Source organism: Paludibacterium denitrificans (assembly GCF_009707705.1).
Classification (GTDB): Bacteria; Pseudomonadota; Gammaproteobacteria; order Burkholderiales; family Chromobacteriaceae; genus Paludibacterium_A; species Paludibacterium_A denitrificans.
This window is the reverse complement of sequence record NZ_WLYX01000001.1, coordinates 3,023,270-3,046,257: the sequence shown is the minus strand read 5'-3', so window position 1 is coordinate 3,046,257 and position 22,988 is coordinate 3,023,270. Positions and strand designations below refer to the sequence as shown.

The 22,988-nt window shown below is 57.7% G+C and carries 21 protein-coding genes and 6 pseudogenes; 5 read left to right on the top strand and 22 right to left on the bottom strand.

Annotated elements, in window-relative coordinates:
• Positions 1 to 44 precede the first annotated feature (44 nt).
• Positions 45 to 383 (bottom strand): P-II family nitrogen regulator, encoded by a 339-nt coding sequence (locus tag GKE73_RS19730; RefSeq protein ID WP_230371244.1) that lies wholly within the window; start codon positions 381 to 383, stop codon positions 45 to 47.
• A 146-nt stretch (positions 384 to 529) separates the two neighbouring features.
• On the opposite strand from GKE73_RS19730, the pseudogene purL reads away from it, so the two are divergent.
• Positions 530 to 4,483 (top strand): annotated as a pseudogene (purL, locus tag GKE73_RS19725) (phosphoribosylformylglycinamidine synthase).
• Positions 4,484 to 4,598: 115 nt separating this feature from the next.
• On the opposite strand, the gene GKE73_RS19720 reads toward purL, so the two are convergent.
• From GKE73_RS19720 to GKE73_RS19710, 3 genes are read right to left on the bottom strand one after another with little or no spacing between them, the layout of a single operon-like run.
• Positions 4,599 to 5,087, bottom strand: a complete 489-nt coding sequence (locus GKE73_RS19720) for a cytidine deaminase (protein WP_280955037.1) — start codon at positions 5,085 to 5,087, stop codon at positions 4,599 to 4,601.
• Positions 5,063 to 5,578 (bottom strand): LysR substrate-binding domain-containing protein, encoded by a 516-nt coding sequence (locus tag GKE73_RS19715; protein WP_230371242.1) that lies wholly within the window; start codon positions 5,576 to 5,578, stop codon positions 5,063 to 5,065. Before GKE73_RS19715 ends, GKE73_RS19720 begins: the two co-directional genes overlap by 25 nt.
• Before the next feature lie 32 nt (positions 5,579 to 5,610).
• Positions 5,611 to 5,952: a LysR family transcriptional regulator gene (locus tag GKE73_RS19710; protein ID WP_230371241.1), complete on the bottom strand. Its 342-nt coding sequence runs from the start codon at positions 5,950 to 5,952 to the stop codon at positions 5,611 to 5,613.
• Positions 5,953 to 6,125: 173 nt separating this feature from the next.
• Here GKE73_RS19710 and GKE73_RS19705 point away from each other — a divergent pair, with 173 nt between their 5' ends.
• The 4 genes and pseudogenes from GKE73_RS19705 to GKE73_RS19685 all read left to right on the top strand — a co-directional run bounded on the left by GKE73_RS19705 (position 6,126) and on the right by GKE73_RS19685 (position 9,200).
• Entirely contained in the window at positions 6,126 to 6,557 is a 432-nt protein-coding gene (locus tag GKE73_RS19705; protein ID WP_230371240.1) for a protoglobin domain-containing protein, read from the top strand.
• A 116-nt stretch (positions 6,558 to 6,673) separates the two neighbouring features.
• On the top strand, positions 6,674 to 7,018 hold the full coding sequence (locus GKE73_RS19700; protein WP_230371239.1) for a GAF domain-containing protein: 345 nt from the start codon (positions 6,674 to 6,676) through the stop codon (positions 7,016 to 7,018).
• A complete protein-coding gene (locus GKE73_RS19695; protein WP_376767448.1) occupies positions 7,000 to 8,496 on the top strand; it encodes a bifunctional diguanylate cyclase/phosphodiesterase in 1,497 nt (498 codons plus the stop codon). Before GKE73_RS19700 ends, GKE73_RS19695 begins: the two co-directional genes overlap by 19 nt.
• Positions 8,497 to 8,562: 66 nt before the next feature.
• Positions 8,563 to 9,200 (top strand): annotated as a pseudogene (locus tag GKE73_RS19685) (LysE/ArgO family amino acid transporter).
• A gap of 43 nt (positions 9,201 to 9,243) precedes the next feature.
• On the opposite strand, the pseudogene prmB reads toward GKE73_RS19685, so the two are convergent.
• From prmB to GKE73_RS19605, 18 genes and pseudogenes are all read right to left on the bottom strand, one after another.
• Positions 9,244 to 10,147: pseudogene (prmB, locus tag GKE73_RS19680) on the bottom strand (50S ribosomal protein L3 N(5)-glutamine methyltransferase).
• A 145-nt stretch (positions 10,148 to 10,292) separates the two neighbouring features.
• Positions 10,293 to 10,631 carry a phosphohexomutase domain-containing protein gene (locus GKE73_RS26215; protein ID WP_376767393.1) on the bottom strand — a complete coding sequence of 113 codons (339 nt, stop codon included), beginning with the start codon at positions 10,629 to 10,631 and terminating at the stop codon, positions 10,293 to 10,295.
• 17 nt (positions 10,632 to 10,648) lie between these two features.
• Entirely contained in the window at positions 10,649 to 10,894 is a 246-nt protein-coding gene (locus GKE73_RS26210) for a hypothetical protein (RefSeq protein WP_376767447.1), read from the bottom strand.
• 87 nt (positions 10,895 to 10,981) lie between these two features.
• A pseudogene (locus GKE73_RS26205) lies at positions 10,982 to 11,671 on the bottom strand (phosphohexomutase domain-containing protein); the annotation flags it as partial.
• A gap of 62 nt (positions 11,672 to 11,733) precedes the next feature.
• Positions 11,734 to 12,762 (bottom strand): annotated as a pseudogene (gene trpD / locus GKE73_RS19670) (anthranilate phosphoribosyltransferase).
• A gap of 153 nt (positions 12,763 to 12,915) precedes the next feature.
• Positions 12,916 to 13,487: pseudogene (locus GKE73_RS19665) on the bottom strand (aminodeoxychorismate/anthranilate synthase component II).
• A 184-nt stretch (positions 13,488 to 13,671) separates the two neighbouring features.
• Entirely contained in the window at positions 13,672 to 14,169 is a 498-nt protein-coding gene (locus GKE73_RS19660) for a hypothetical protein (RefSeq protein WP_230371235.1), read from the bottom strand.
• Positions 14,169 to 14,375, bottom strand: a complete 207-nt coding sequence (locus GKE73_RS19655; RefSeq protein ID WP_230371234.1) for a hypothetical protein — start codon at positions 14,373 to 14,375, stop codon at positions 14,169 to 14,171. The genes GKE73_RS19660 and GKE73_RS19655 overlap by 1 nt, the downstream gene beginning before the upstream one ends.
• Before the next feature lie 11 nt (positions 14,376 to 14,386).
• Positions 14,387 to 14,839 carry a glycoside hydrolase family protein gene (locus tag GKE73_RS19650; RefSeq protein WP_230371233.1) on the bottom strand — a complete coding sequence of 151 codons (453 nt, stop codon included), beginning with the start codon at positions 14,837 to 14,839 and terminating at the stop codon, positions 14,387 to 14,389.
• Positions 14,836 to 15,111, bottom strand: coding sequence for a hypothetical protein (locus GKE73_RS19645; protein ID WP_230371232.1), 276 nt, complete (start codon positions 15,109 to 15,111; stop codon positions 14,836 to 14,838). Before GKE73_RS19645 ends, GKE73_RS19650 begins: the two co-directional genes overlap by 4 nt.
• Before the next feature lie 73 nt (positions 15,112 to 15,184).
• Positions 15,185 to 15,700, bottom strand: coding sequence for a DUF7338 family protein (locus tag GKE73_RS19640; RefSeq protein WP_230371231.1), 516 nt, complete (start codon positions 15,698 to 15,700; stop codon positions 15,185 to 15,187).
• 321 nt (positions 15,701 to 16,021) lie between these two features.
• Entirely contained in the window at positions 16,022 to 16,837 is an 816-nt protein-coding gene (locus GKE73_RS19635; protein ID WP_230371230.1) for a hypothetical protein, read from the bottom strand.
• A 20-nt stretch (positions 16,838 to 16,857) separates the two neighbouring features.
• Positions 16,858 to 17,151 (bottom strand): hypothetical protein, encoded by a 294-nt coding sequence (locus GKE73_RS19630; protein WP_230371229.1) that lies wholly within the window; start codon positions 17,149 to 17,151, stop codon positions 16,858 to 16,860.
• A 159-nt stretch (positions 17,152 to 17,310) separates the two neighbouring features.
• Positions 17,311 to 20,883, bottom strand: coding sequence for a TipJ family phage tail tip protein (locus GKE73_RS25145; protein ID WP_230371228.1), 3,573 nt, complete (start codon positions 20,881 to 20,883; stop codon positions 17,311 to 17,313).
• Positions 20,876 to 21,163: a tail assembly protein gene (locus GKE73_RS19620; protein WP_230371227.1), complete on the bottom strand. Its 288-nt coding sequence runs from the start codon at positions 21,161 to 21,163 to the stop codon at positions 20,876 to 20,878. Before GKE73_RS19620 ends, GKE73_RS25145 begins: the two co-directional genes overlap by 8 nt.
• Positions 21,160 to 21,510, bottom strand: a complete 351-nt coding sequence (locus tag GKE73_RS19615) for a tail assembly protein (RefSeq protein WP_230371226.1) — start codon at positions 21,508 to 21,510, stop codon at positions 21,160 to 21,162. The genes GKE73_RS19620 and GKE73_RS19615 overlap by 4 nt, the downstream gene beginning before the upstream one ends.
• A complete protein-coding gene (locus GKE73_RS19610) occupies positions 21,507 to 22,223 on the bottom strand; it encodes a C40 family peptidase (protein WP_230371225.1) in 717 nt (238 codons plus the stop codon). Before GKE73_RS19610 ends, GKE73_RS19615 begins: the two co-directional genes overlap by 4 nt.
• Before the next feature lie 56 nt (positions 22,224 to 22,279).
• On the bottom strand, positions 22,280 to 22,987 hold the full coding sequence (locus tag GKE73_RS19605) for a phage minor tail protein L (protein ID WP_230371224.1): 708 nt from the start codon (positions 22,985 to 22,987) through the stop codon (positions 22,280 to 22,282).
• Between the last annotated feature and the right edge of the window lies 1 nt (position 22,988).

The window sequence follows — 22,988 nt, the reverse complement described above, 5'->3', positions numbered from 1 at the left end:
AAAAAGGCCGCATTTCGCGGCCTTTTTGTTGTGCTGTGACCGGCTTAGATCGCCTGTTCGTTGGTTTCACCGGTGCGGATGCGCACCACTTGCTCAACCGGCGTCACAAAAATCTTGCCGTCGCCAATCTTGCCGGTGCGGGCGGCGTTGACGATGGCTTCAATGGCGCGCTCGACCATGTCATCCGGCAAAATGACGTCCACTTTGACCTTGGGCAGGAAATCCACCACGTATTCCGCGCCGCGATACAGTTCGGTATGGCCTTTCTGACGGCCAAACCCTTTCACTTCGGTCACGGTCAGGCCATTGATGCCAAGGTCAGACAGTGCCTCGCGAACTTCATCCAGTTTGAACGGTTTGATGACGGCGGCGACCTGTTTCATGTGTTATCACTCCTTGAAGATGGCATAAATGTTCGAGAATGCGGGCGATCTGTCTCAATCCCCGACACTATCCTGCGTTGGCCTTAAAACTAAGGGGGTTTTGCTGTATTATGACGCGCTTTCCTGATACTTGTCGCGGGTGTTGAATGTCGCACATTCTCAAGCTGCGGGGCGGTGTAGCGCTGTCCCGGTTCCGTCTCGAAAAACTTCTTGCTGCAGCGCGTGAAGCTTGCCGGAAATCAGTCTGGTAGCAGAGTTCTGGCACTTTGCCGAAAGCGAAGAAGCGCTATCGGTAGAAGAGCAGGGCGTTCTGGGCAAGCTGTTGACGTATGGCGAAGCGCCGCTGGCTGATGAGCCGGTTGGCGAACTGTTCCTGGTAACCCCGCGCTTGGGCACGCTGTCGCCGTGGGCGTCCAAGGCCACCGATATCGCCGCGCACTGCGGGCTGGAGAAAGTGCGCCGCATCGAACGCGGCACCGCCTTCTGGGTATCCGTTACCGGCGCCTTGAGCGCCGAGCAACGTCAGGTGTTGATTGGTCTGTTGCATGACCGCATGACGGAAACCGTGTTGCCGTCGCTGGACGATGCCGCCCGCCTGTTTGTGCACGTTGACCCGCAACCGCTGACCTCGGTGGACATTCTGGCAGGCGGCCGTGATGCTCTGGTTTCGGCCAACCTGTCGCTGGGTCTTGCGCTGTCTGACGACGAAATCGACTATCTGGTAGAAAACTTCACCCGCATGGGGCGCAACCCTACCGATGTCGAACTGATGATGTTTGCGCAGGCTAACTCCGAGCACTGCCGCCACAAGATTTTCAATGCCCAGTTCATCATCGACGGCGAAGAAAAAACCAAATCGCTGTTTCGCATGATCCGCGACACGCATGATGCGCACCCGCAAGGCACCCGCGTAGCGTACAAGGACAACTCGTCGGTGATCGAAGGCGCTACGATCGAGCGCTTCTACCCGGCACCGGAATCGGCCGAGTACCACTACAACACCGAACCGACCCATATCCTGATGAAGGTGGAAACCCACAACCACCCGACGGCGATTTCGCCGTTCCCGGGTGCGTCCACCGGTTCTGGCGGCGAAATCCGTGATGAAGGTGCTACCGGTCGTGGCTCGCGCCCGAAGGCTCGGCATGGTGGGCTTTACCGTTTCCAACCTGAACATCCCGGGTTTCAAGCAGCCGTGGGAAGCGTACAGCGAAACCCGGGCAGAGTACGGCCGCCCGACGCGCATTGCCTCGGCCTTGCAAATCATGCTGGATGGCCCGATTGGCGGCGCTGCCTTCAATAACGAATTTGGCCGTCCCAACCTGACCGGCTATTTCCGTACCTTCGAAGAAGTTGTCGATGGCGAAATGCGCGGCTATCACAAGCCGATCATGATCGCTGGCGGCATGGGCAGCATTCAGGAACAACAGATCCACAAGAACGAAATCCCGGAAGGCGCCTTGCTGATCCAGCTGGGTGGCCCCAGCTTGCTGATCGGTCTGGGAGGCGGTGCCGCTTCGTCGATGGATACCGGTGCCAACAGCGAGAATCTGGACTTTGACTCGGTACAACGTGGCAACCCGGAAATCCAGCGCCGTTGTCAGGAAGTGATCGACCGCTGCTGGCAGTACGGCGAGCAGAACCCTATCGTCTCGATTCACGACGTTGGCGCGGGCGGCTTGTCCAACGCCTTCCCGGAACTGGTCAATGATGCCGGTCGCGGGGCGATTTTCCAGCTGCGCAAGGTGCACCTGGAAGAAAAAGGCATGACGCCGATGCAGATTTGGTCCAACGAATCGCAAGAGCGTTATGTGCTGGCCATTTTGCCGGAAGATCTGGGGCGTTTCACCGCGCTGTGCGAGCGTGAACGTTGCCCGTTTGCCGTGCTGGGTGTTGCGACGGATGACGGCCACTTGCAGGTGCGTGACGATTACTTCAACAACAATCCAGTAGACATGCCGCTGGAGGTGTTGCTGGGCAAACCGCCGCGCATGACTCGCGACGCGACTACGCAAACGCCGGAATTCCGTGTGTTCGACGCCTCCACCTATGACCTGCGGGAAAGCGCCTTCCGCGTGTTGCGCAATCCGGCTGTGGCCGACAAGTCGTTCCTGATCACCATTGGCGACCGCACCGTGGGTGGTATGACCGCACGCGATCAGATGGTTGGCCCGTGGCAAGTGCCTGTGGCTGACGTGGCCGTTACCACCATGGGCTTCAATACCTATCGTGGCGAAGCGATGGCGATGGGCGAACGCACCCCGGCGGCGTTGTTCTGTGCTCCGGCATCTGGCCGCATGGCGATCGGTGAAGCACTGACCAACCTGGCCGCAACGGATGTCGGCGAACTGGGTAACGTCAAGCTTTCGGCCAACTGGATGGCTGCAGCTGGTCACCCCGGCGAAGATGCCAATCTGTATCGCACGGTAGAAGCCGTGTCAGAGTTGAGCCAGTCGCTGGGCGTGAGCATCCCGGTGGGCAAGGATTCCCTGTCCATGAAGACGGTGTGGGAAGATAACGGCGAGAAGAAATCGGTGACGGCACCGTTGTCACTGATCATCTCGGCCTTCGCTCCGGTCGAGGATGTGCGCAAGACGGTTACCCCGCAGTTGCAGGCGGAAAAAGATACCGATCTGATCCTGATTGATATGGGGCATGGCCGCTGCCGTCTGGGTGGCTCCATTCTGGGGCAGGTGTGGAAGAACATGAACGGCCGCGCGCCGGACGTGGAAAGCCCGGCACAATTGGCGGCATTCTTCAGCACTATTCAGTCACTGGTTCGTGATCAGCTGTTGCTAGCCTACCATGATCGTTCTGATGGTGGTCTGTTTGCCACGTTGGCCGAAATGATGTTTGCTTAAGCCACGTTGGTGTTTCGGTTGATCTGCAAGAGCTGGTCATCAAGCGTAAAAACAGCCAGCGTCTTAACGACGATTTCGAGCAGGATACTGATGAAGCGGCAACGCACGCTCGCATCATGCGCGTACTGTTCAATGAAGAACTGGGCGCCGTCATTCAGGTGAAGAAGGCCCACACCGCCGAAGTGCTGGCACGCTTTGTACAAGCCTTGATCGTGAGCTGTTTGTGTTGGGTAAGGTCGAAGATCACGACCAGCTGGTCATCAAGCACGGCGAGCAGCAACTGTTCAGCGAAACACGCGTGGCGCTGCATCAGGCTTGGTCGGAAACCAGCTATCGCATGCAACGCTTGCGTGACAACCCGGCCTGTGCAGACAGCGAATTCCAGCTGCTGACCAATGAAAGTGCTAGTCAGCTGTTTGCCAAGCTGTCGTTTGACGTCAATGAAAATCCGGCGGCGCCGTTTATTGCCACCGGAGCACGTCCGCGCATGGCAATCCTGCGCGAACAGGGCGTCAACGGCCAGATCGAGATGGCCGCCGCATTTGACCGTGCGGGCTTCCAGACGGTGGATGTTCACATGAGCGATGTAATCAGCGGCCGTGTATCGCTAGCTGACTTCAAGGGGCTGGCAGCGTGTGGCGGCTTCAGCTATGGCGACGTGCTGGGTGCTTAAGCGAGGGCTGGGCGAAGAGCATTCTGTTCAATCCGCGTGCGCGTGATGAATTTGAAGCCTTCTTCAATCGCGCAGATACCTTCGCGCTGGGCGTATGCAATGGCTGTCAGATGATGTCCAATCTGTCCTCCATCATCCCGGGCGCCGCCCATTGGCCGAAGTTCCATCGCAATGCTTCCGAGCAGTTCGAGGCCCGCTTTGCCATGGTGGAAGTGCCGCATTCTCCGTCGATCTTCCTGAGCGACATGGCTGGTAGCCAGCTGCCGGTGGTGGTTAGCCACGGTGAAGGCCGAGCGGTCTTTGCTCCGGGCGCCCAATCGCAGGCACTGGTGGCATTGCGCTATGTCGATGGCACCGGTCAGGCGACGGAAAGCTATCCGCTCAACCCGAATGGCTCGCCCGCTGGCATCACCGGCGTGACTACGGCCGATGGCCGTTTCACCATCATGATGCCGCACCCGGAACGTGTATTCCGTACGGTGTTGAACTCCCGGCATCCGGCAGACTGGGGCGAAAATGCAGGTTGGTTCCGCATGTTTGCGTCGGCCCGTCGCTGGGTAGGTTAAGCTCACACGGCTTTTTAAGCAGCCAAAAGCGGAAGTCAGACGACTTCCGCTTTTTTTATTCTCTGTAATACGGCAAAGGTTGGCCGAAATGCTGGGCTGGATGTTCTAGGTCAGGTCATGAGCGGGGGACGGACGATGCCAGATGATGCGGAACAAATGCCTCCGGTAGCAATTCTGACAAGATGGCATCCAACCGCTCCGGACCATCGCAGATGGCGCGTACGCGCATGTTAGGGCCAAATTCGTTCAACACCTGCCGACATGCCCCGCATGGTGCGGTAGGGTGTGAGGTGGGCGTGTAGATGCACACCGCCAGGATGTTGGTAATGCCGTGTTGGGAACGCGCACTGGTCAGTGCATTGCGCTCGGCGCAGGTGGTCAGGCCATAGGAGGCGTTTTCCACATTGCAGCCGGGATAGATGTTGCCATTGTCAGCTAGTACGGCAGCGCCAACGACAAAGCGGCTATATGGCGCATAGGCCCGTTGCGCGGCGGCGCGGGCCATGTGTTCCAGTTGGGCCCACTGTTTGGCGCTGGGCTCGTCAGGGGCAGTAACCATGAGATCCTCGTCCTTCGTTTTTATTGGCGCAGATGGTGGCTGCAATAGGCGGTCAAGGCCTCGGTGAGAATCTGAGCGATGGGCGACTCCACGCGCCAGTGATGCCAGTATAGTGGCAGGTCGGTAAATTGGCCGCTAAAGAGGTCAACCAGCCGTCCGGTTTGCAAGTCATCGTCTACCATCTGCTCCGGCAACAGGCTGTAGGCCAGCCCAAGCCGGGTAAGCTCGACAAACCCTTGTGGGGTGGGCAGGGTAAAATGCGGGAAGGCACCGCGATAGCCCGCCGCCTTATCAAGAAACTGTGGGTGCAGGTCATCCTTGTTGCTGAAGCGGATGGTGGGTGCCTGCGCCAAGGCGGTGTGGGTGGTGCCTTGCGCGAAGTAGCGGTCACGAAAAGCTGGGGTGGCCAGACATAAATAGCGCATGGTTCCAAGATAGTGGCATTCGCCGCCCTGAAACGGTGTGGCGCGGGTACTGATGCAGCCGCTGACCTGACCGGAACGCATCAGCTCGTGCGTATAGTCCTGATCATCCATCACAATCTGCAATACGACGCGCCGCGCGGCTACTACCGGAGTGATGGCTTCCAGTAGCCGGTCGCGAGGCTGTCCGCATTGACGCCGATCGCCAGTTCGGTAAAAGCGGCTGTGGCATCACTCGGGCCCAGCGACTGCATCAAGTCGCCCTCCATGAGCTGGAGTTGCCGAAAATGCTGTAATAACCGCCTACCTGCCGGGGTGGCATCAGCTGGCGTGGTGCGGCTGACGACGGGCTGCCCCAGCTTTTCTTCCAGCTGATGGATACGCTGCGACACGGCGGACTGCGTTAGATTCAGGGTTTTGGCGGCCTTATCGAAACCGCCGGTTTCTACGACGGCACACAAAGCCGCCAGTTGACGCGGATCAAGCATGAGAAGGTTTTTCTGACATAAAGTGATCAGTTATTGCCCACGTAATCTACGTGGATATTCTGTTAAAATATAGCGATTCTCAAAACGTTTTTCGTTGGGTTTCTCTGATCAAAACAGAGGGCAAACCAACTTCCCGCGATGGCCAAACAAACTGCCAGAACAAGGCGCAATGGATGTTAAAAGATAATACGGCGTTGATGGAACGGCTGTGTCGCTTCATCGGCATTCGACAAGAACATTTTCATCTATTGGCTGCCCATGCCGAGGACTTGTTGGCCCGGCGTGATCTATTGGGCAAAGAGTTCTACTGGTATTTGCTGAAAAGTGCCGACACGGCGGAATTGCTGAATCGCCATTTGCCTCAGGGCTCTGAAGGCTTGGTCAGTCGCCAACTGGATCATCTGGCCAACATGTTAAGCCGGGAGTTGGATGCCGAGGGCGCGGGAGCGGTGGTCATACTGGGGCGGCTTCACTATCGGCTGGGTGTCAGCATGGTATGGGTGGCTGGCGCATATGAACGCTATCTGGCGCACCTGTTGGGAAGGTTGGCCGAAATGGCCGTACCGGCCGAGTTGAATTCACGCCTCGGTCCGCGCCATCAATAAACGTATTTTGCTGGATCAGATGCTGCAACTGCATGGCTATCAGCAGGCCATGGAAGAAGAATCCCATCGTCAGAACCTCCATGCACAGGCCATGTCGCGGCTATATGCCACGCTCAATGGCGTCAGCCCTGGTACTGAGCCGGGCAGAAACCCGAGAGCGCATGTTTCAGGCCATTTGTGATGTATGCGTGGCCGAAGGGGGCTTTAGCCATACCAGCATTCGCTGGCTGGATGACAATACATCGCTGTTGCAGACCATGGCGTGCGCTTCGGAACCCGGTGCGGATTTTTCACTGAACCAGCCTCCCATGGCCACGGCCGATAGTGTTTATGGCCGTGGTCCCAGTGGCCGGGCGTTGCGTACGCGCAGCGTGCAACTGGTCAACAATGTCAATGAAGACGCCTCCCGGCGCCTTGGCGCGAATGGTTACAGCACAATCAGATTCGTAGCCTGCTGGTAGCGCCGTTGGTGCTGCAACACAAGGCCGTCGGTACGTTGTCGCTGTATTCCCGCCAGCTTGGCTTTTTTGATGATGCCAAGGTTGAACTGGTAAAAACCATGGCGTCGGAAGTTGGCCGAAGCCCGGAGCGGCATGATGTCATGGAGCGTAACCGCAAGAACGAATCGGAACTGGCGTTCTTGTCGCACCATGACCGGTTGACTGGCCTGCCCAATCGGCAACTGATGGAAGATCACATCGCCCGCCTGATCAGCAGCGAGAGCGACAGTGCCCGTCTGGCTGTGATGGTGGTTTCCATCAACAATTTTCATGAGGTCAATGCCCGGCTGGGACACGAGGGTGGGGATGTCATCTTGTGCGAAGTGGCGCGCCGCCTGCGCAAGGAGGTCTATCCGTTTGGCTACGTTGGCCGGGTGGGGGCCTCGCGCTTTATTGCCTGTACTGATCGGTTTGATCAACTCGATGGCCTGATCAATCAACTGATGGCCCGCCTGCAAAGCCCGGTCAATTGCATGGGCGCGGTGGTTGAAACCAGCTCGAGCGTGGGCGTTGCCGTCGAATTCAAAAATCAGGCCGAAGCGCGCACCTTGCTGCGCCGTGCTGATCTGGCGCTCAGCCGCGCCAAGGAAAAGCGCGGCAGCCAGTTCCGTTATTATGATGAAAAGATGGACGAGCAAATCCAGCGCATGCATAGCCTGCGCAGCGAATTTGCCAATGCACTGTTGCGTAATGAACTGGAGCTGTTTTACCAGCCCAAGATCGATCTGCATACGCGCGAGGTAGTAGGCGCCGAAGCGCTGGTACGCTGGTATCGTGACAACAGGTTTGTGCCGCCCGGCGAGTTCTTTCCTGCCATCGAAGACACCGACTTGATGCGCAAGCTGGACTGGTGGGTGCTGCGCGAAGCCATTCGCCACGCGCAGGAATGGCAGGGCGAAGGCCGTGTGATTCCGGTAAGTGTCAATTTATCGGCCATGACGCTCAAACACGACAGCTTTGTTCCCGGTATTGAGGCACTGATGGCGGCGTATCCGCTGCCGGTTGGACATCTGGAGTTGGAAGTGCTGGAGAGCGTGTCTCAACAGGAGGCCGAGCAGGTGGTGGCCAAGCTGGAACGTTGCCGCGAGTTGGGCTTGCTTATTGCGCTCGATGACTTCGGCACCGGAGCCTCATCGCTGGTGCACTTGCAGCAGTTGCCGTTTGATACGATCAAGATCGATCAGCGCTTTGTACGACGTTTGCTCGAGGCGCCGGGTAACGAGGCCATCGTGCGCAGCATGGTGTCGTTCGCTCATTATTCCGATCGCAAACTGGTGGTCGAAGGCGTGGAGAATCAACCGATCTGGGCGCGTTTGCTGGAGCTGGGCTGTACCAGCGGACAAGGCTACGGTATTTCGCCGCCCATGGCATCGCGGCAATTACCGGGCTGGATTGACGGCTGGGAAACCAGTGATATTAATTTAGATTATAATATATAAAATAGATTAGTTTTACTTCTTAATCGCACTCCGTTAGCCTTTGAATATCGCTACACGGAGCTTGTCATGTTTCAGTTGAATGTCTATCTGGCGGCGCTTGGTTTGACCGCCAGTCAGATTGTCGGTATTGGCCCGCAAAACGCCTTTGTCATTCGTCAGGGAATCAGTCGCTCTCACGTTGTGCCTATCGTGTTGATCTGCATGGTGTGCGATGCCGTGCTGATTTCTTGTGGTGTACTGGGAGTGGGGCGGCTGGTTTCTGCCATACCGGGTTTTGTCACGGTAGTGACCGGGGTGGGGCGGCTTTCATTTTATGGCTGGGGCTAAAATCCTTCCGGTCTGCCCGGCAACCGGGAGCGCTGACCTTGCAAGCCGGTGTTGCCCGGACGCGGAGTGACGCCATTCGCACCATTCTGATGGTGACCTTGGTCAATCCTTATGTCTGGCTGGATACCGTTATCCTGATTGGCGGCGTGTCTTCGGTGTATGGCCGACAAGCGGCACCGTCGTTTGTGCTGGGGTGCCTGACCGCCTCTGTGGCCTGGTTTTCCAGTATCGGTTTTCTGGCGGGCAAGCTTGCCCCGTTATTCCAGAAAGCCAGTAGCTGGCGGGTGCTGGATAGCGTGATCGGGGCCGTTATGGTGTTTACCGCCAGCATGCTGCTGTGGCAATACGGTGGGCTGAATGCATTCGGCCAACCCTGAGAGGTTGGCCGAAAAGGCGGATGTATCCGTGATGTGGTGCGGCTTAGTCCTGAGCGTCGATCAGGTCTTCACGCGTTAGCAGGAAGACAAAACCGTCGCCACCACTGGTCTCCAGCCAGACAAATGGCAGGTTAGGGAAGCACTCTTCCAGCATGTCGCGGTTGTGACCAATTTCCACCAGCAGCACACCGCCTTCATTGAGAAACTCGGGCGCACGCCGCAGGATTTCGCGAGTAGCATCCAGCCCATCTTCCCCTGATCCCAGTGCCAGCTCCGGTTCGTGCAGGTATTCGGCTAAGCAGATCTTCCACCGACTCGGCATCGACGTATGGCGGGTTGGAGATGATCAGGTCGTAGGTACCTTCCAGCCCCTCGAACATGTCGGTATGAATCAGGTGAATGCGGTCGTCGAGGCCGTAGTTTTCGACGTTGATGGCGGCTACTTCCAAGGCATCAAGCGAGATATCGACCGCGTCGATTTCAGCATCGGGATAGTGGTGGGCCATCTGGATGGCCGGGCAGCCAGAGCCTGTGCACAGGTCGAGCGCGCGGTGTACCAATTCAGGAAACTCGATCCACGGTGCCAGCGGTTCGCCCAGCAGTTCGTAGATGAATGAACGCGGCACCAGCACCCGTTCGTCCACATAGAAGTTGAAATCGCCCTGCCAGGCTTCGTGCGTCAGGTAAGCGACCGGCACACGCTCTTCAGCACGACGCGCAATCAGCTCCAGAACATCCTGAATTTCTTCCGGCAGCAAGCGGGCATCCAGATAAGGTTCCAGTTGATCGACAGGCAGCTTGAGCGTGGACAGAATCAGGTAGGCCGCTTCGTCGTACGCATTGGTGGTACCGTGGCCGTAAGTCAGCTCGGCATGGTTGAACCGGGTGACGGCAAATCGCAGTAAATCACGCACTGTCAGTAAGGTTGAGGCAGCCTGTGCGTACATGGTGTGGTTTCCTTTGCTACGACAGGGGCCCTGCGTGTGCGGGGCCCCTGTCGGTTTAGACGATATGTTGTTTGCAATCGGGCGGATCGGTCCGCTGCATGCGCGTCAGGAAGTTTCGGCCAACCCTGTCAGGTTGGCCGAACAATCAGAACGGCAGTTTTGCATCGGTGGCGCTGCTCAATACCCGGCGGAAGTCAGACTTGATGCGTTCCAGCGCCTCGGCATTATCGGCCTCAAAACGCAGCACGATTACCGGCGTGGTATTGGAGGCGCGAGCCAAGCCAAAACCATCGGCGTATTCCACACGCAAACCATCCAGCGTGTTGACTTCCTCGGCGCCATCAAAGCGGGCGGTCTGTTGCAGTTTGGCGATCAGCGCGTGGTTATCGCCTTCCTTCGCCATTTTCAGGTTGAGTTCCGGTGTGGAAATGGCATTAGGCAATGCGTTGAGAAGGGCGCTGGGGTCATCCACCCGCGACAGCACTTCCAGCAGGCGTGCGCCTAAGCATACATCCCATCGTCAAACCCGTACCAGCGCTCCTTGAAAAAGACGTGGCCGCTCATTTCACCGGCAACCAGCGCGCCGGTTTCCTTGATCTTGGACTTGATGAAACTGTGACCGGTGCGGCTCATGACCGGCATGCCACCATGTTCCTGAATCCACGGCTTGAGCAAACGAGTGGATTTGACATCGTAAATCACCTGAGCGCCGGGATTGCGTGACAACACATCTGCCGCAAACAGCATCAACTGCCGGTCTGGCCAAATGATATTGCCCTCTTTGGTGACCACGCCCAGTCGGTCGCCGTCGCCATCGAATGCCAGTCCCAGTTCGGAATCGGTTTTTTGCAGCGCGTTGACAACGTCCTGCAGGTTTTCCGGTTTTGCCGGATCGGGGTGGTGGTTGGGAAAGTGGCCATCCACATCGCAAAACAGCTCACGCACCCGGCAACCCAGACGACGGAAGAGTCGCGGGGCAAATGCACCGGGTACGCCGTTACCGCAATCGATCACGATGTTCATCGGCCGCTCGAGCTGGATATCGGAGGTGATGCGCTCCAGATAAGCCTCGGTGATGTCATGCGTGCGGAGCGTACCGGCGCCGCTGCTCAGACGATTGTCGTGAATGCGTTGATACAGCTGCTGGATGTCTTCGCCTGCCAGCGTGTCACCGGCCAGCATCATCTTGAAACCATTGTAATCCGGCGGGTTGTGGCTGCCGGTGACCATCACGCCGGACAGCGTACCGAGCTCGTGGGCAGCAAAATACAACATCGGCGTTGCTACCGGCCGATATCAATCACGTCCACGTTAAGCAGCGCGAATACCTTCGCCCAGCGCATCGCACAAATCCGGGCCAGACAACCGACCGTCGCGGCCGATAACCAGTGTGGTAACCCGACGCGCCAGCGCTTCGGACGCGATTGCTTGGCCAATCAGGCGGGCAATGTCGGTGGTCAGGGTTTTGCCAACGACGCCGCGGATGTCATAGGCCTTGAAAATGTCTTTGGAAAGTTTGCTCATGGTGATCCGGCAATCTTGCAGAATAAAAACCGAAACGGTCGACCAGAGCCGACCGTTTGCAATCAGGCAGCCAGAGATTGGCTGAGGTTGACCAGTTGCTCCAGCTTGGAGCGGGCTTTGCCCGAGTCAATCATGTCGCGCGCCATGGTAACACCGTCGGCCAGCGTAGCGGTAATGTCTGCCGTATAGATGGCGGCACCGGCATTGAGCAAAACGATATCGCGCGCCGGGCCTTCCTTGCCATCCAGTACCGACAACAGGATGTCGCGTGAAGCCTCGGCCGTGTTGGCGCGAATGGCGTCCTTGTCCACCAGCTGGAAGCCCAGTTCGCGCGGGTCCAGCTCGTATTCGCGAATTTCACCATTTTTCAGTTCTGCCACCAGCGTGGTATCGGACAAGGTGATTTCATCCAGGCCATCCCGACCATGCACAATCATCACATGGCTGCTACCCAGTTGGCGCAGCACCCGGCATTGAATCCCCACCAGATCGGGGTGGAAAACGCCCATCAGCTGGTTATCGGCATTGGCCGGATTGGTTAGCGGCCCGAGAATGTTGAAAATGGTGCGAACCCCCAGTTCCTTGCGAATGGGGGCGACGTACTTCATGGCGCTATGGTGATTGGGGGCAAACATGAAGCCGACCCCGATCTGGTCAATACATTGGCCGACTTGTTCTGCCGACAATTTCAGGTTCACCCCCAACGCTTCCAGTACGTCCGCGCTGCCCGAGCTGGAGGAGACTGAGCGACCGCCATGCTTGGCCACCCGCGCGCTCTACGCAGTGGCGACAAATGCCGAGGTGGTCGAAATATTGAAGGTATGCGACTGATCGCCGCCGGTGCCGCAGGTGTCGATCAGGTGTTCGCGCGTGGCAACCGGAACATGGGTGGCAAATTCGCGCATCACGGTGGCCGATGCCGCAATTTCCGATACACTTTCTACCTTCACCCGCAAGCCAATCAGAATGGCAGCAATCTGGGCCGAGGTTAGTTCACCACGCATGATTTGACGCATCAAATCCAGCATTTCGTCAAAAAACAGTTCATTGCCGTCAATGAGACGATTGAGTGCAACCTGAGGGGTAATCATCAAGAGCTTCCTTCTTGCCCTGCACGCAAAACGGCCATTCTTAAAGTCAATATCGGAGCGGGGCGCAGTCTGTATTACAAATTATCGGCAATGAAGGTTGGCCGAACTTCGGCCAACCCTGTCAGTGTCGTGCGGTGTCATCGATTCTCTGATTCAGGCAGTGAATTCCGTCAGGAAATTGTTGAGCATGGCGTGGCCCTGCTCCGTGAGAATCGATTCAGGGTGGAATTGTACCCCCTCAATCGGCAGGGTTTTATGGCGAACGCCCATGATTTCACCGTCATCGGTCCACGCGGTGATCTCCAGACAATCTGGTAGCGTTTCACGTTCGATGACCAGAGAATGGTAACGGGTGCACGTTACCGGATTAGGCAAGTCACGGAACATGCCAACATTGTTGTGATGTACCGGAGATATCTTGCCATGCATCAGCTGCTTGGCATGAATGATGTGCCCGCCAAACGCCCGGCCTATGCTTTGGTGGCCAAGACATACCCCCATGGTGGGGAGCTTCCCGGCAAAATGCTGGATAGCGGCAACAGAAATACCCGCTTCAGACGGCGAGCACGGGCCGGTGAAACTACCAGATATTGCGGAGCGAGCTGTTCGATCTGCTCCAGCGTGATTTCATCATTACGAAACACCTTGACGTCCTGCCCCAACTCGCCGAAGTACTGCACGAGGTTGTAGGTAAAGGAGTCGTAATTATCGATCATTAATAGCATATTAATTGCAAACCCTTGATTTTACTGGCGTCAGGAATTTTTCCAGCTATTTGATACCCCCTTTTGTACCCCAAATTTATTTTGCTGGGCTATGGCAAGCGGGTAGGTAAATGGTTGGTCTTTACTATACCGGAACCATAGCGGCTACGCAGCCATGGGGCGGTATACAACCGCCTGCATGATATTACGGAACAGCCCGATCACTCGCCACAATCGCCTGACACGCCGTCAGTTGCTTGGTGACGTCGTCGGCTTCGGCAGCGAGCCGGAGAGCATCGCTTCCATGCGCTGCAAGAAAGTCGGTTGGCGCGGACGCATCACGTCTGCTGGAGCCGGTGGCAGCTGCGGACAGATTCCCGGCGCGGGCTGCAGTGAGCTTGGCGTCACGCAGCCGGAGAGCAGCATTAAGCCGATCAACAGCACCTTGCAGTTCAGTTTTCCCATCTTCCAGTCCTTTCTGATATTGAGCGGATGCCTCCGCATCGCTTGCAGCCACCTTGTGCTCGATCACACGCGCAGCCTGTACCGCCTCGGTCACGCCACGTGCCGCTGACGCATCCGCCTTGGCAGACGCCAGAGCAGGGCGGTCAGCAATGCCTCGCATCTCCACGCCCAGCGCGATCAATCCGGCCACGGCCACCAGTGCCGCCAGCCACTTCCAGTTTTTCGCAATCCAGATCATCACCCACCTACTTTCTTGCCGAACCCGCCGCCCACCAGCAGGGCGCCAACACCGACCCCATACGATTGCAGGTCAAATGGCTTGCCGGTGACTACCGAGTAAATCTCAAGGCCGATGCCGACCAAGATAGCCAGTGCCCACCACAGGTAGGCGGGTTCAATGGTGACGTTGTCGTCACCGGTGATTGCCTCAAGCAGCTTTTTCATATTCACTCCCATCAAGACGGCATTACGCCTGTTTCCATGGCCTGACACAGTCGTACCGCGCGCTGTCCGACCTGCTTGTACCAGGCGCTCGCCTTCATGTGCGCCGCGGCAGAGGCATAGTTGCTTAAACGCATAACCGCCAGTGTGTTGGGAAAGCCGAGCAGGCCGCCAACGCCAAGGTTGAAGGCCATATTTGCCACGACGCGCTGGCGCACCTCATCCAGCGTTCGCCACCATGGCAACTTGGCATCGAGGCCGGAATAGACTGCTTGCAGGTCGCTGGCCAACAGCTGGTTGACCTGAGCGTCCGACAGCGGGAATACCCAGCCGGATGGCAGCGGCTTGGCGTCCATGTTGTGGCCAACGCCAACAGTCCGGCGCGGAGGCGTAGCCGTGTCGAGATAGGGCCGGTAGCGCACGCCCTCGTCACGGCGAAGTTCTGCAATGAGTAGGGCTTGATTCATCGTCTGCACTCCTTATCGGCCTTGCTGTCCATGATCTTGTCCAGCTTTAGGAAGATCTCCTTGAGCGAGTCATTCACCCCGTCAATCGCCTTAGCCAGCGCGCCATTGGTCACGTAGTTTTCAGCCACATGCAGCCGGTGGGCCGCCAATGCCTGCTCCAGCATGTCAACGTCTGACCGAATCTTTTGCATGATCCACCACAGCACGACGCACATCGCGCCACCGATCGGAACAAAGATTGCCGACAGCGCCGACAAAGCCTCCCAGTTCATATCGCCCCCCTTTGGACGTAAAAAAGCCCCACGTAAAAACGTGAGGCGTAAAAAAAAACCGGCCGGGCCGGTGTCACTGTTTGTATTGGATGGAGATGTGCGTGCAAAGTGCGACGGTATCGGTGCAGGCGTCACGAGTCAGCGGGATTTTCCAGCCGAGGCGCAGGCGGATGTAGAAGCGCCCGAAGATAGGCCGCACCACGTACAGCTCCCACAAGCCACCATTCCGCACCCGACAGGCTCCAGCGTGGAACGGGTTGTCCGATACGGCGCGGTCACCCACAAAAGAAGAAGGGCCGGAACATGTCCGACCCGTCACTCTCACGCTGAAACCGTAGCCCCGGTTACGCCAGAGCCACGCCACCCGGCGGCAGTAAATGCCGACTTCCGGCCACTTCCCGACGAGCGACGCCCACCGGCTGATATGGCCTGCGTCGCCGTCGATGGGGTTGTCCGGCGTCAGCCATGGCCATGCCCAGCAGGGTGACACGCCTGATGCTGAGGTGAGCAGGGCTACCAGCGGAGCCAGCGGGAACGCCAGAAGGTTGACCAGCAGATCAAGCGGGGCGAGCAAGGGCCAGATCATCATGTGCCCTCCGGATAGGCTGGACGTGTCGGCAACGGCTGCGATGGGTCGCCAGATGGCGCGGAGATGATGGCGCGAAGAGCTTTGCGGTATTCCACCCACTCGGCTGGCAACGCAATACCTGACTCATAGCAGCGCATCAGCGTGGTATCGCTGGCTGCAAGGGCTGAACGGGAAGAAGATTGGTGAGACGACCATGCTTCAGCTTCAGATGCCTCAGCAGTCGGCCACGGAGTCGGCAGATCTTCGACGTAGGTTTCCCCGGAAGAAGCTCGTCCGTGATATCAACCGCACGCATGCTGATTCCATTGATTGCGTATCCCATTACAGATTCAACTCCCATGCAGAAAGAAAAAGATAGCAACCAGCTGCCGACGAAGCCCAATAGACAGAAGTGGACTCTAGTGTCATCCATACCGGGTATGATGACACACCACCCGATGTGACATTTTGGAAGAACAGTGGCGGCGGATTGGATGTTGAATTGGCCACGCCGTAGCTGTTATTAGGCGCAGCAATTATCGTAGCTGGTGAAGTTGATACTAGCGGAAGAAGAGCAACCCTACACGTATTCGGCGGAACAGCGCTGCCAAGTCCAATCGCAACCCATGTCGGTGTACTTATGCTGCCTGCGGCCCCGCTTGCGATGAGGGGTAACCCCAGTACGTTGCTTGAACCGTTAACCTTTGGCTGGAAAACTCGATCAGTCTGCGTCCCGCCCAAGAACCAGTAGTTCGTTGCACTCTGCGTCTTGTTTACGCTAACCATGGAAAAATAGGTATAGCCGCTAGGCAGTGTCGGAGAAGTTGCGGACAGTGACCACAGTAGCGCACTGGTACTGGTTGTCGGATTGTAGATGACAAAAAGGTAGTACCAGGTCGAGTATGCCCAGCTGCCAGTGTCGAGGCTGTTGGCTGCGCCGGAGGCATTGCCAGAAGTTGCCGATAGATTCAGGTTCTTTAGCGTGATGTAGGAGCCGAACGCAGATTCAAGCGAAAGCTCAGTGGCGGTGACGCTTACAACGCCAGATGTTCCGGTATAGCCAACAACCAGGTTGCTACGAACGCCGCGCACGCCGATGGCAGCACTTGGCAAAGGGTCCAGCAATAAAGCATAACTGCCAGCGCCAACGATCTGCACATCAGAGTTCATTCCAGCCGCTACGACACCGGAATTAGCGTGCCGTCCGAGGCGTACTGCTTCAGCGATACGTTTCCCAATCCATTGATGTTGATAGTGTTGCTTCCCGTAGTTCCAGCCGAGGGGAACGTGACGTTGAAACGCTGGTTGGCCGCATAGGAGGTAATGGCTGGTGATGGCGTCAGCGTGTAGGACGGGGCAGTGCCTCCAGCGGTGAAGGCCGTGCCGGACTGCGATTGCAGTTGATTCCCAAGGCTAATGTCCAGTGCCCCGAAGTCGATCCACGATAGGTTGTCAGAGCTACGGCGGCGCAACCGTCCTGCTGTTTGATCTGGCCACCACATATTTGGGTACGTCGGATTTGGCGCAGATGTGCCAGCATTGTTGGAAGCCAGCGCCTGAATCGCGGCGTTGATGGCAGATCGGACAGCTGCTCCGCTGCCAGCGGCAATGTTCATGCTACTTTGAGACATTTAGTATCCCCCGTAACCCTTCGCAATAACGTCAATGGAGCGGGCTACACCAACTCCACTGGCGTTTTGTACGGTCACAAAAAAGCCCGCATTGGTGCGGGCGGTGATTTTGATGTTTTCGCCGGGCTGTAAGCCCTGCCCGGAAATGCCGAGCGTTGGCGGAGCCATGAATGGCGGAGAGAAGTTGATTTGAAGGCCGCCCGATGGAATGGCCACATCATTGAGGTTGACGATTCGGTCAGGCATATCCACCGTCACGGACAGCTGATCCGTCACAATGGCGTGCCCCGGATCGAATGACTGCATGACAAGCTGGAAGCGGAACGCACGGCCCGAATAATCAGCGATGCGCAACGGAGACCAGCCAGACCACTTATTCATAGCCGGATCGACATTCGTTGTGCTGATCTGTATTTCTGCTGCTGTACTACCAGCATCAAGGCCGTCCCAACTGTTACGTGAGTCAACATCCGTCCATGCGTCCATCAGGTCGTTGGTCGCATAGGACATCGTGTGTAACAGGCTGGAAATCCGGCAGGTTTGCACTGCCCCCACGTCAACGATCTGGTCGAATGAGTAGATTCCCGATGGTGCAACGCCAAGTCCGCTGTCCCAATCAGGAACAGAATCAACATCCGGCCACACGTCGATGGCATCTGCCGAGTCCAGCTTGATCGCCCCATCGACAGTGGCGACATACGACATGGCGCCCAGCCACTGCGACTGGTCCAGCGTTTGCACTATGTTCATCGCCATCACAGCTGGGGCCGTAGTGGTCACCATCACGGCATTGATCGACTCGACACCGGAGCTATCGACAGCCTTGAGCAGATATGTTCCTTGCAGCAGTGGCAGCTGTACCTGTGTCGCGCTACCCGGAATGGCCGGTCCGATGTCAGTCGAGTTCGGCCACGTCGCACCGGTCGTCAGTGGGCTGTGCTTGACGCGGATCGACCCGCCGACGCGCACATCCAGATCAGGCGACTGTGGCCATGAGAGCAAGGCAAATCCATTTAGCGCGGAAATATCCAGACCGGCGATATCAGACGGCGCAGCCGCCAGACCGAACACCTCCATCGTCAGCAGCGTGTACGGACCCTTGTTGCCAAGCGTGTTGGCGGCATAGACGCGGAACTGATAGATGCCAGGCTGTGTGTCATCCACATCAAGAAGCGTGGTGTTCGTCCATTGCCCTGACCAGTTGTTGCTGTCACGCCGGTACTCGACGTAATACTGGCTGGCGCGAGGCGTGGCGTTCCACGAAAGAGACACCCGGCTTTTTACCGTGGAAAGCGCCTCGTACAGCGACTCAACTGCCGTTACTCCACCGGGCGCAGCTGGCGGCGAGGCGTCAAGGTTGCTGGTGACTGGCGTGGCCAGCGTCAGTCCTTGCTCGATAGCGGCATACTTCGCGGCGTTGTACTCGATGGCCGTCAGCTCGAAGGTGTTTTTGCTGGCCTCCTTGATCGAGATGATGCGGGCCTGCTGTACCGCCAGCGCATTGCTGGAGATCAGCCAGATTGTTCCGACCAGTGGCGCAGAGGGAAGCGGCGCCACCAGATCAACACCGGTCACACTACCCGATGCTGGCAGGATTCCGACTTCGTTCCAGCTGCCATCCGATGTCAGCACCTTGAGCGTGTAGCTCACGCCAGCCGTCAGCGTGACCGGCGCATCCAGATCAACATGCGTGGTCGTCGCGGCTGCTACCCGGCCGCCCATGCGAGCGCCAGCCCGGTTCGGGTCGGCAATCTCGATGATGTCGCCCGGCTTCAAGGTAGCGGTCTTGTCGAGGCCAGTCTTGAAGGTGATCAGGTTGTCGTACTTTTCCGAGTACAGCGCCCACAGCCCCATGCGATGCGCCTGCCCGCGACTGGTGCATCCGAATGCCTTGATGTCCAGCTTGCGAACGCCATAGCGGGCGATAGCCTCGGCATCATCAACCGATTCGATTTCGTCCTTGTAGCTGTTATCCGGGTTCTGCCACGTCACGTTGACGATGCTGTGGCGCTGGCTGCGCGGGCTGCCCTGATAGGTGAACAGACCATCGATGACGTTGGCCGCCGTATACAGCATCTTTGGCGTGGCTGGCATATCTGCCACCGGTGATAGCGAGCCACCCGAGGCATACAACATGCCACGGAACGCTGACACCATGCTTTGCAGCACGTCATAGGCTGCCGAGGCCGAGTTGATCCAGACGTTAAGACGGAAGCGCGGCTCCATGCCGCCGAATCCGTCTGGCACCAGCTCATCGCAATACTGGCCAATGGTATATAGCGCCCACTTGTCGGTCAGCGAAGCCGGGATATAGCGGCCAAGGCCATAGCGGCTGTTGGTCACCATGTCATAAAAGCACCACGCCGGATTGTCCGTCCACGCGGTCTTGAATGTGCCATCCCATGTGCCGGTATAGGTCCGCGCCACCGGGTCGTAGCTGCTCGGCACCTGCACCACCATCAGATCGACCAAATACTTACGCGTCGGGATGCTGGAGAACTGCTTGGCATCGACGTTGATACCGACATAGGCTGTGTTTGGGTAGGACAGCTGGTAGTCGGTAATAGCGGTGAAGCTATCCCACCACGTATCGTTCGAGACAGACGAATCGGTCGAATCGGCGGTGATGCGGGTGACACGAATATCCCACGGACCGGCGCCAGATAGTGGGATTCGGTAGCTGCGCTGGTATCGGCTGCGGGTTTTTCCGGTGATCGTGTCGGTGGCCGACCTAGCCACCGCCGACCCGGATAGGATGGCAGAACCAACGCCGGATATTAGCCGAATCCTAAATGCGTAGCTATTTCCGCCTGAAAGGGTGATCGAGGCTGATGTGCTATCAGTCGCCGGGGAATTACCATAGCTATTTGTTTCTGAATAACCAGAAAATGTTCCTGTTTTTACCGTAGACCATGTAGAACCAGCATCGTCGCTAGACTCGATGACATAACTGGCGGTATTTAAGACCTGATCGTTGTAATTGTATGCCGTCCAATTGGCCGTCAGGTTGGCGGATAAAAGCTGACGCGTTGAGCTTATCTGCTTTCCGGATCCGATGTTTATCGTTTCCGTTCCAATAACAGTCGGAACCCAGCCAGCGCCATTGGTGTTGACGTCAATCGAGATGGCAACAGACGTACCATTAACGTCCCCATTTTTGGTGTTTTGCACCAGCAGAGAAGGGATGCCGATGGTCACGCGCGCGGCATTGACGTTCGGGTCGGCAATGCGCCGCACAACGGGAGTGGCTTGTTTTACCTGCGTGCTGACCGATGTTTCCGACTCAATGGCCGGGAAGCCTGGTATCGGGTCTTGCGACGGCAAGCCGGTACGCATGGAGAACGCGCAATTCTGGAAGTTGAACGTCCCATCAGCATTCTGCACCGGAGTGTCATTCAAATAGACCGATTGCAGGCCATTGACCAGACCCTTGATCGGCCCCTCGCCAATAACATCCAGCACGCGGGCGTATTCAATGGACTGAAGGCTGTCCGGCGCTTCGTAGTGGGTGTGTGAACTGCCACCGCCACCCTTGCCACCACCACCCTTTGCCCCTCGGATAAGGTTATCCACGCAACAACCCCTTTATATTGCTATTCACGCTGATGCTCGGGTTCGAGTCAGCATAAGCGCCCATGTTTTCCGCATACATGCCAGCGGCTACCGCAATGGAACCGACCAGCATCCGGCCATAGCCAACAGGGATGGCGTAGCCTTGCCCGGCAACGTTCTCGGTATTTCCGAAGGCGTAGGAGCTTGTTCCGCTAGAATTGCTTGATGAAGCAACCTTTGGCTGTGGGGACAGCAGCTGCACGACGCCGCCGATGACAAGCGATGCACCGACATTCATCATCGCCGTTCCCCATGGCGTGCCAACAACGCCGGAATAAACGATGCCGCAATAAGCGCCGCACCGATCACAATCCGCCCAACAGCGCAGGCTCCGCGCACGATCGGCATGATGGTCAGCGTCTGGCCGCCATGCCGCACCTCTATCTCTTCTTCATCCACCGGCCGTTTGTTCAGCCGAACCCGGAAAACCAGCCCCATGTCGGCCAGATCGGCGATGCGTTTGGCAAATCCGGGTCGATTAGCCTCGATGGCGCGGACGGCTTCGGATGGGCGGTCAATGTCCAAATGCCAAACATGCCCGAACTCCTGCCCGAGACGTCCGCCGAGTTTCACGGTGGTCATCGTCATAGCTTCGTCTCGTGCCGTAAGTGGTGGGTGATGCCGCGCTGGTAGTAGCCGTTCAGCACGTCGCGGCAGGACAGCCGGTTCGTGACGTGGTGCAGCATCTCGCCATTCCCGAGGTAGATCGCGCCGTGGTTGGTGGTCTGTGTGTCACCGATACGCATCAGCAGCACATCACCCGGCTGGAACTCCGCGTCGATCAGGCGCTTGAAGCCTTCTCGCTCGAAGTTTTGCAGGTACAGGTCGTCGCCCTTGTTCCACCACTCGACCGCGCGGGGATAGTCGTTCAGGTACAGGCCGTACTCGCGCTGGTAGTAATCGCGGATCAGCGAATAGCAGTCGTGGATGCCGTGCACGAACGGTCGGCCCTCGTATGGCGCTACGAATCCGCACGGCTCGGCATAGGCATAGCCCTTTCCCGGCCACGAGACGATGTGCCACGGCAGGCCAGTGGCCTCGATCAGTTGGCGGTCGGCCATACTCGGCTCGGGCGATTCGTTGACGTGGCTATGCCAGACGGCGATCACCGGGCCGCACTCCTCGGCGGCCTCGTAATCGTCAGCCGAGATGGTGAACTGCTGGCCCGGCTGCTCGTCCACATTCTGGCAGACGACAAGAAGCGGTTTCTTGCCAGCCGCCACGATCAGCCCGCACGCCTCGTTCGGATAGGCTGCCTCAGCGTGTTTCAGCATTTCGGCAATCAAATAGGGATCAAGCATGGCGAGCGTCCATAAAAAAGGCCCGCCGAAGCGAGCCTTGTTGTCTCGATGAATAATCAGAACCGTTGTGCAGCCGGGAATCCGCCGAACGGCAGCACCGCCGCCGTACCAAACCTTGCTGCGCAGCCGGATAGTCGCTTGCTGCACCGGTCCTGTGAGCCGTTGCCTACCGATGCGTCGTTGGTGTCGAACATCGCACCGCCGGTGTAAGGGCAGGTGGCGTTGGTGTAGTCGAACGCCGTACCGTTCCAGCTGCGGTATTGCCACTGGCAGTTGTTGGCGATGACCTGCCGTCCGGGCAGATTTACCCCGGCCACGTCCAACACGCTGGCGAGCTTGAATTGCACTGCCTGTTTGGTTTCGGATACCTTCTGATGTACCCACCACACGTCGTCATCGAAACCAGCCGAAGGGTTAGCATCGGTCGCGCCATCCAGATACCGGGCAAACGTGCGCTTGCGCGTCAGCTTCGCCCCGACCAGATCGTCGTATTGCATCACCAGCGCCGAGATCAGGCCGCCGACGTTGGAAACGGTCAGCGTCGGCTGTGGCAGCGCCCCCTTGCCGTTCAACTCGAAGCCTTCGGCCTGAATCGGGAACGGCTGGTAGGTGTTTCCCTGCCACACGACAGGTTGGGTCAGCCCGTTGGTACCGGCGTGGAAGTAGGTCAGCGAACCGCCCAGCATCGTCGCGTCCAGCACGAACAGCTCGACCAGCGCCGACGGTTGCAGCGATTGCAGATCGGATTGGATTGGATTTGCCATG

Bases quoted from the DNA above. Each gene is read 5' to 3' on its own strand.
- GKE73_RS19730 (WP_230371244.1), bottom strand. From the start codon at position 383: ATGAAACAGGTCGCCGCCGTCATCAAACCGTTCAAACTGGATGAAGTT.
- GKE73_RS19715 (WP_230371242.1), bottom strand. From the start codon at position 5,578: ATGGATGATCAGGACTATACGCACGAGCTGATGCGTTCCGGTCAGGTC.
- GKE73_RS19710 (WP_230371241.1), bottom strand. From the start codon at position 5,952: ATGCTTGATCCGCGTCAACTGGCGGCTTTGTGTGCCGTCGTAGAAACC.
- GKE73_RS19705 (WP_230371240.1), top strand. From the start codon at position 6,126: ATGTTAAAAGATAATACGGCGTTGATGGAACGGCTGTGTCGCTTCATC.
- GKE73_RS19700 (WP_230371239.1), top strand. From the start codon at position 6,674: ATGGCGTCAGCCCTGGTACTGAGCCGGGCAGAAACCCGAGAGCGCATG.
- GKE73_RS26210 (WP_376767447.1), bottom strand. From the start codon at position 10,894: ATGCTGTTTGCGGCAGATGTGTTGTCACGCAATCCCGGCGCTCAGGTG.
- GKE73_RS19660 (WP_230371235.1), bottom strand. From the start codon at position 14,169: ATGATCTGGATTGCGAAAAACTGGAAGTGGCTGGCGGCACTGGTGGCC.
- GKE73_RS19655 (WP_230371234.1), bottom strand. From the start codon at position 14,375: ATGAAAAAGCTGCTTGAGGCAATCACCGGTGACGACAACGTCACCATT.
- GKE73_RS19650 (WP_230371233.1), bottom strand. From the start codon at position 14,839: ATGAATCAAGCCCTACTCATTGCAGAACTTCGCCGTGACGAGGGCGTG.
- GKE73_RS19645 (WP_230371232.1), bottom strand. From the start codon at position 15,111: ATGAACTGGGAGGCTTTGTCGGCGCTGTCGGCAATCTTTGTTCCGATC.
- GKE73_RS19640 (WP_230371231.1), bottom strand. From the start codon at position 15,700: ATGATGATCTGGCCCTTGCTCGCCCCGCTTGATCTGCTGGTCAACCTT.
- GKE73_RS19620 (WP_230371227.1), bottom strand. From the start codon at position 21,163: ATGATGAATGTCGGTGCATCGCTTGTCATCGGCGGCGTCGTGCAGCTG.
- GKE73_RS19615 (WP_230371226.1), bottom strand. From the start codon at position 21,510: ATGACGATGACCACCGTGAAACTCGGCGGACGTCTCGGGCAGGAGTTC.
- GKE73_RS19610 (WP_230371225.1), bottom strand. From the start codon at position 22,223: ATGCTTGATCCCTATTTGATTGCCGAAATGCTGAAACACGCTGAGGCA.
- GKE73_RS19605 (WP_230371224.1), bottom strand. From the start codon at position 22,987: ATGGCAAATCCAATCCAATCCGATCTGCAATCGCTGCAACCGTCGGCG.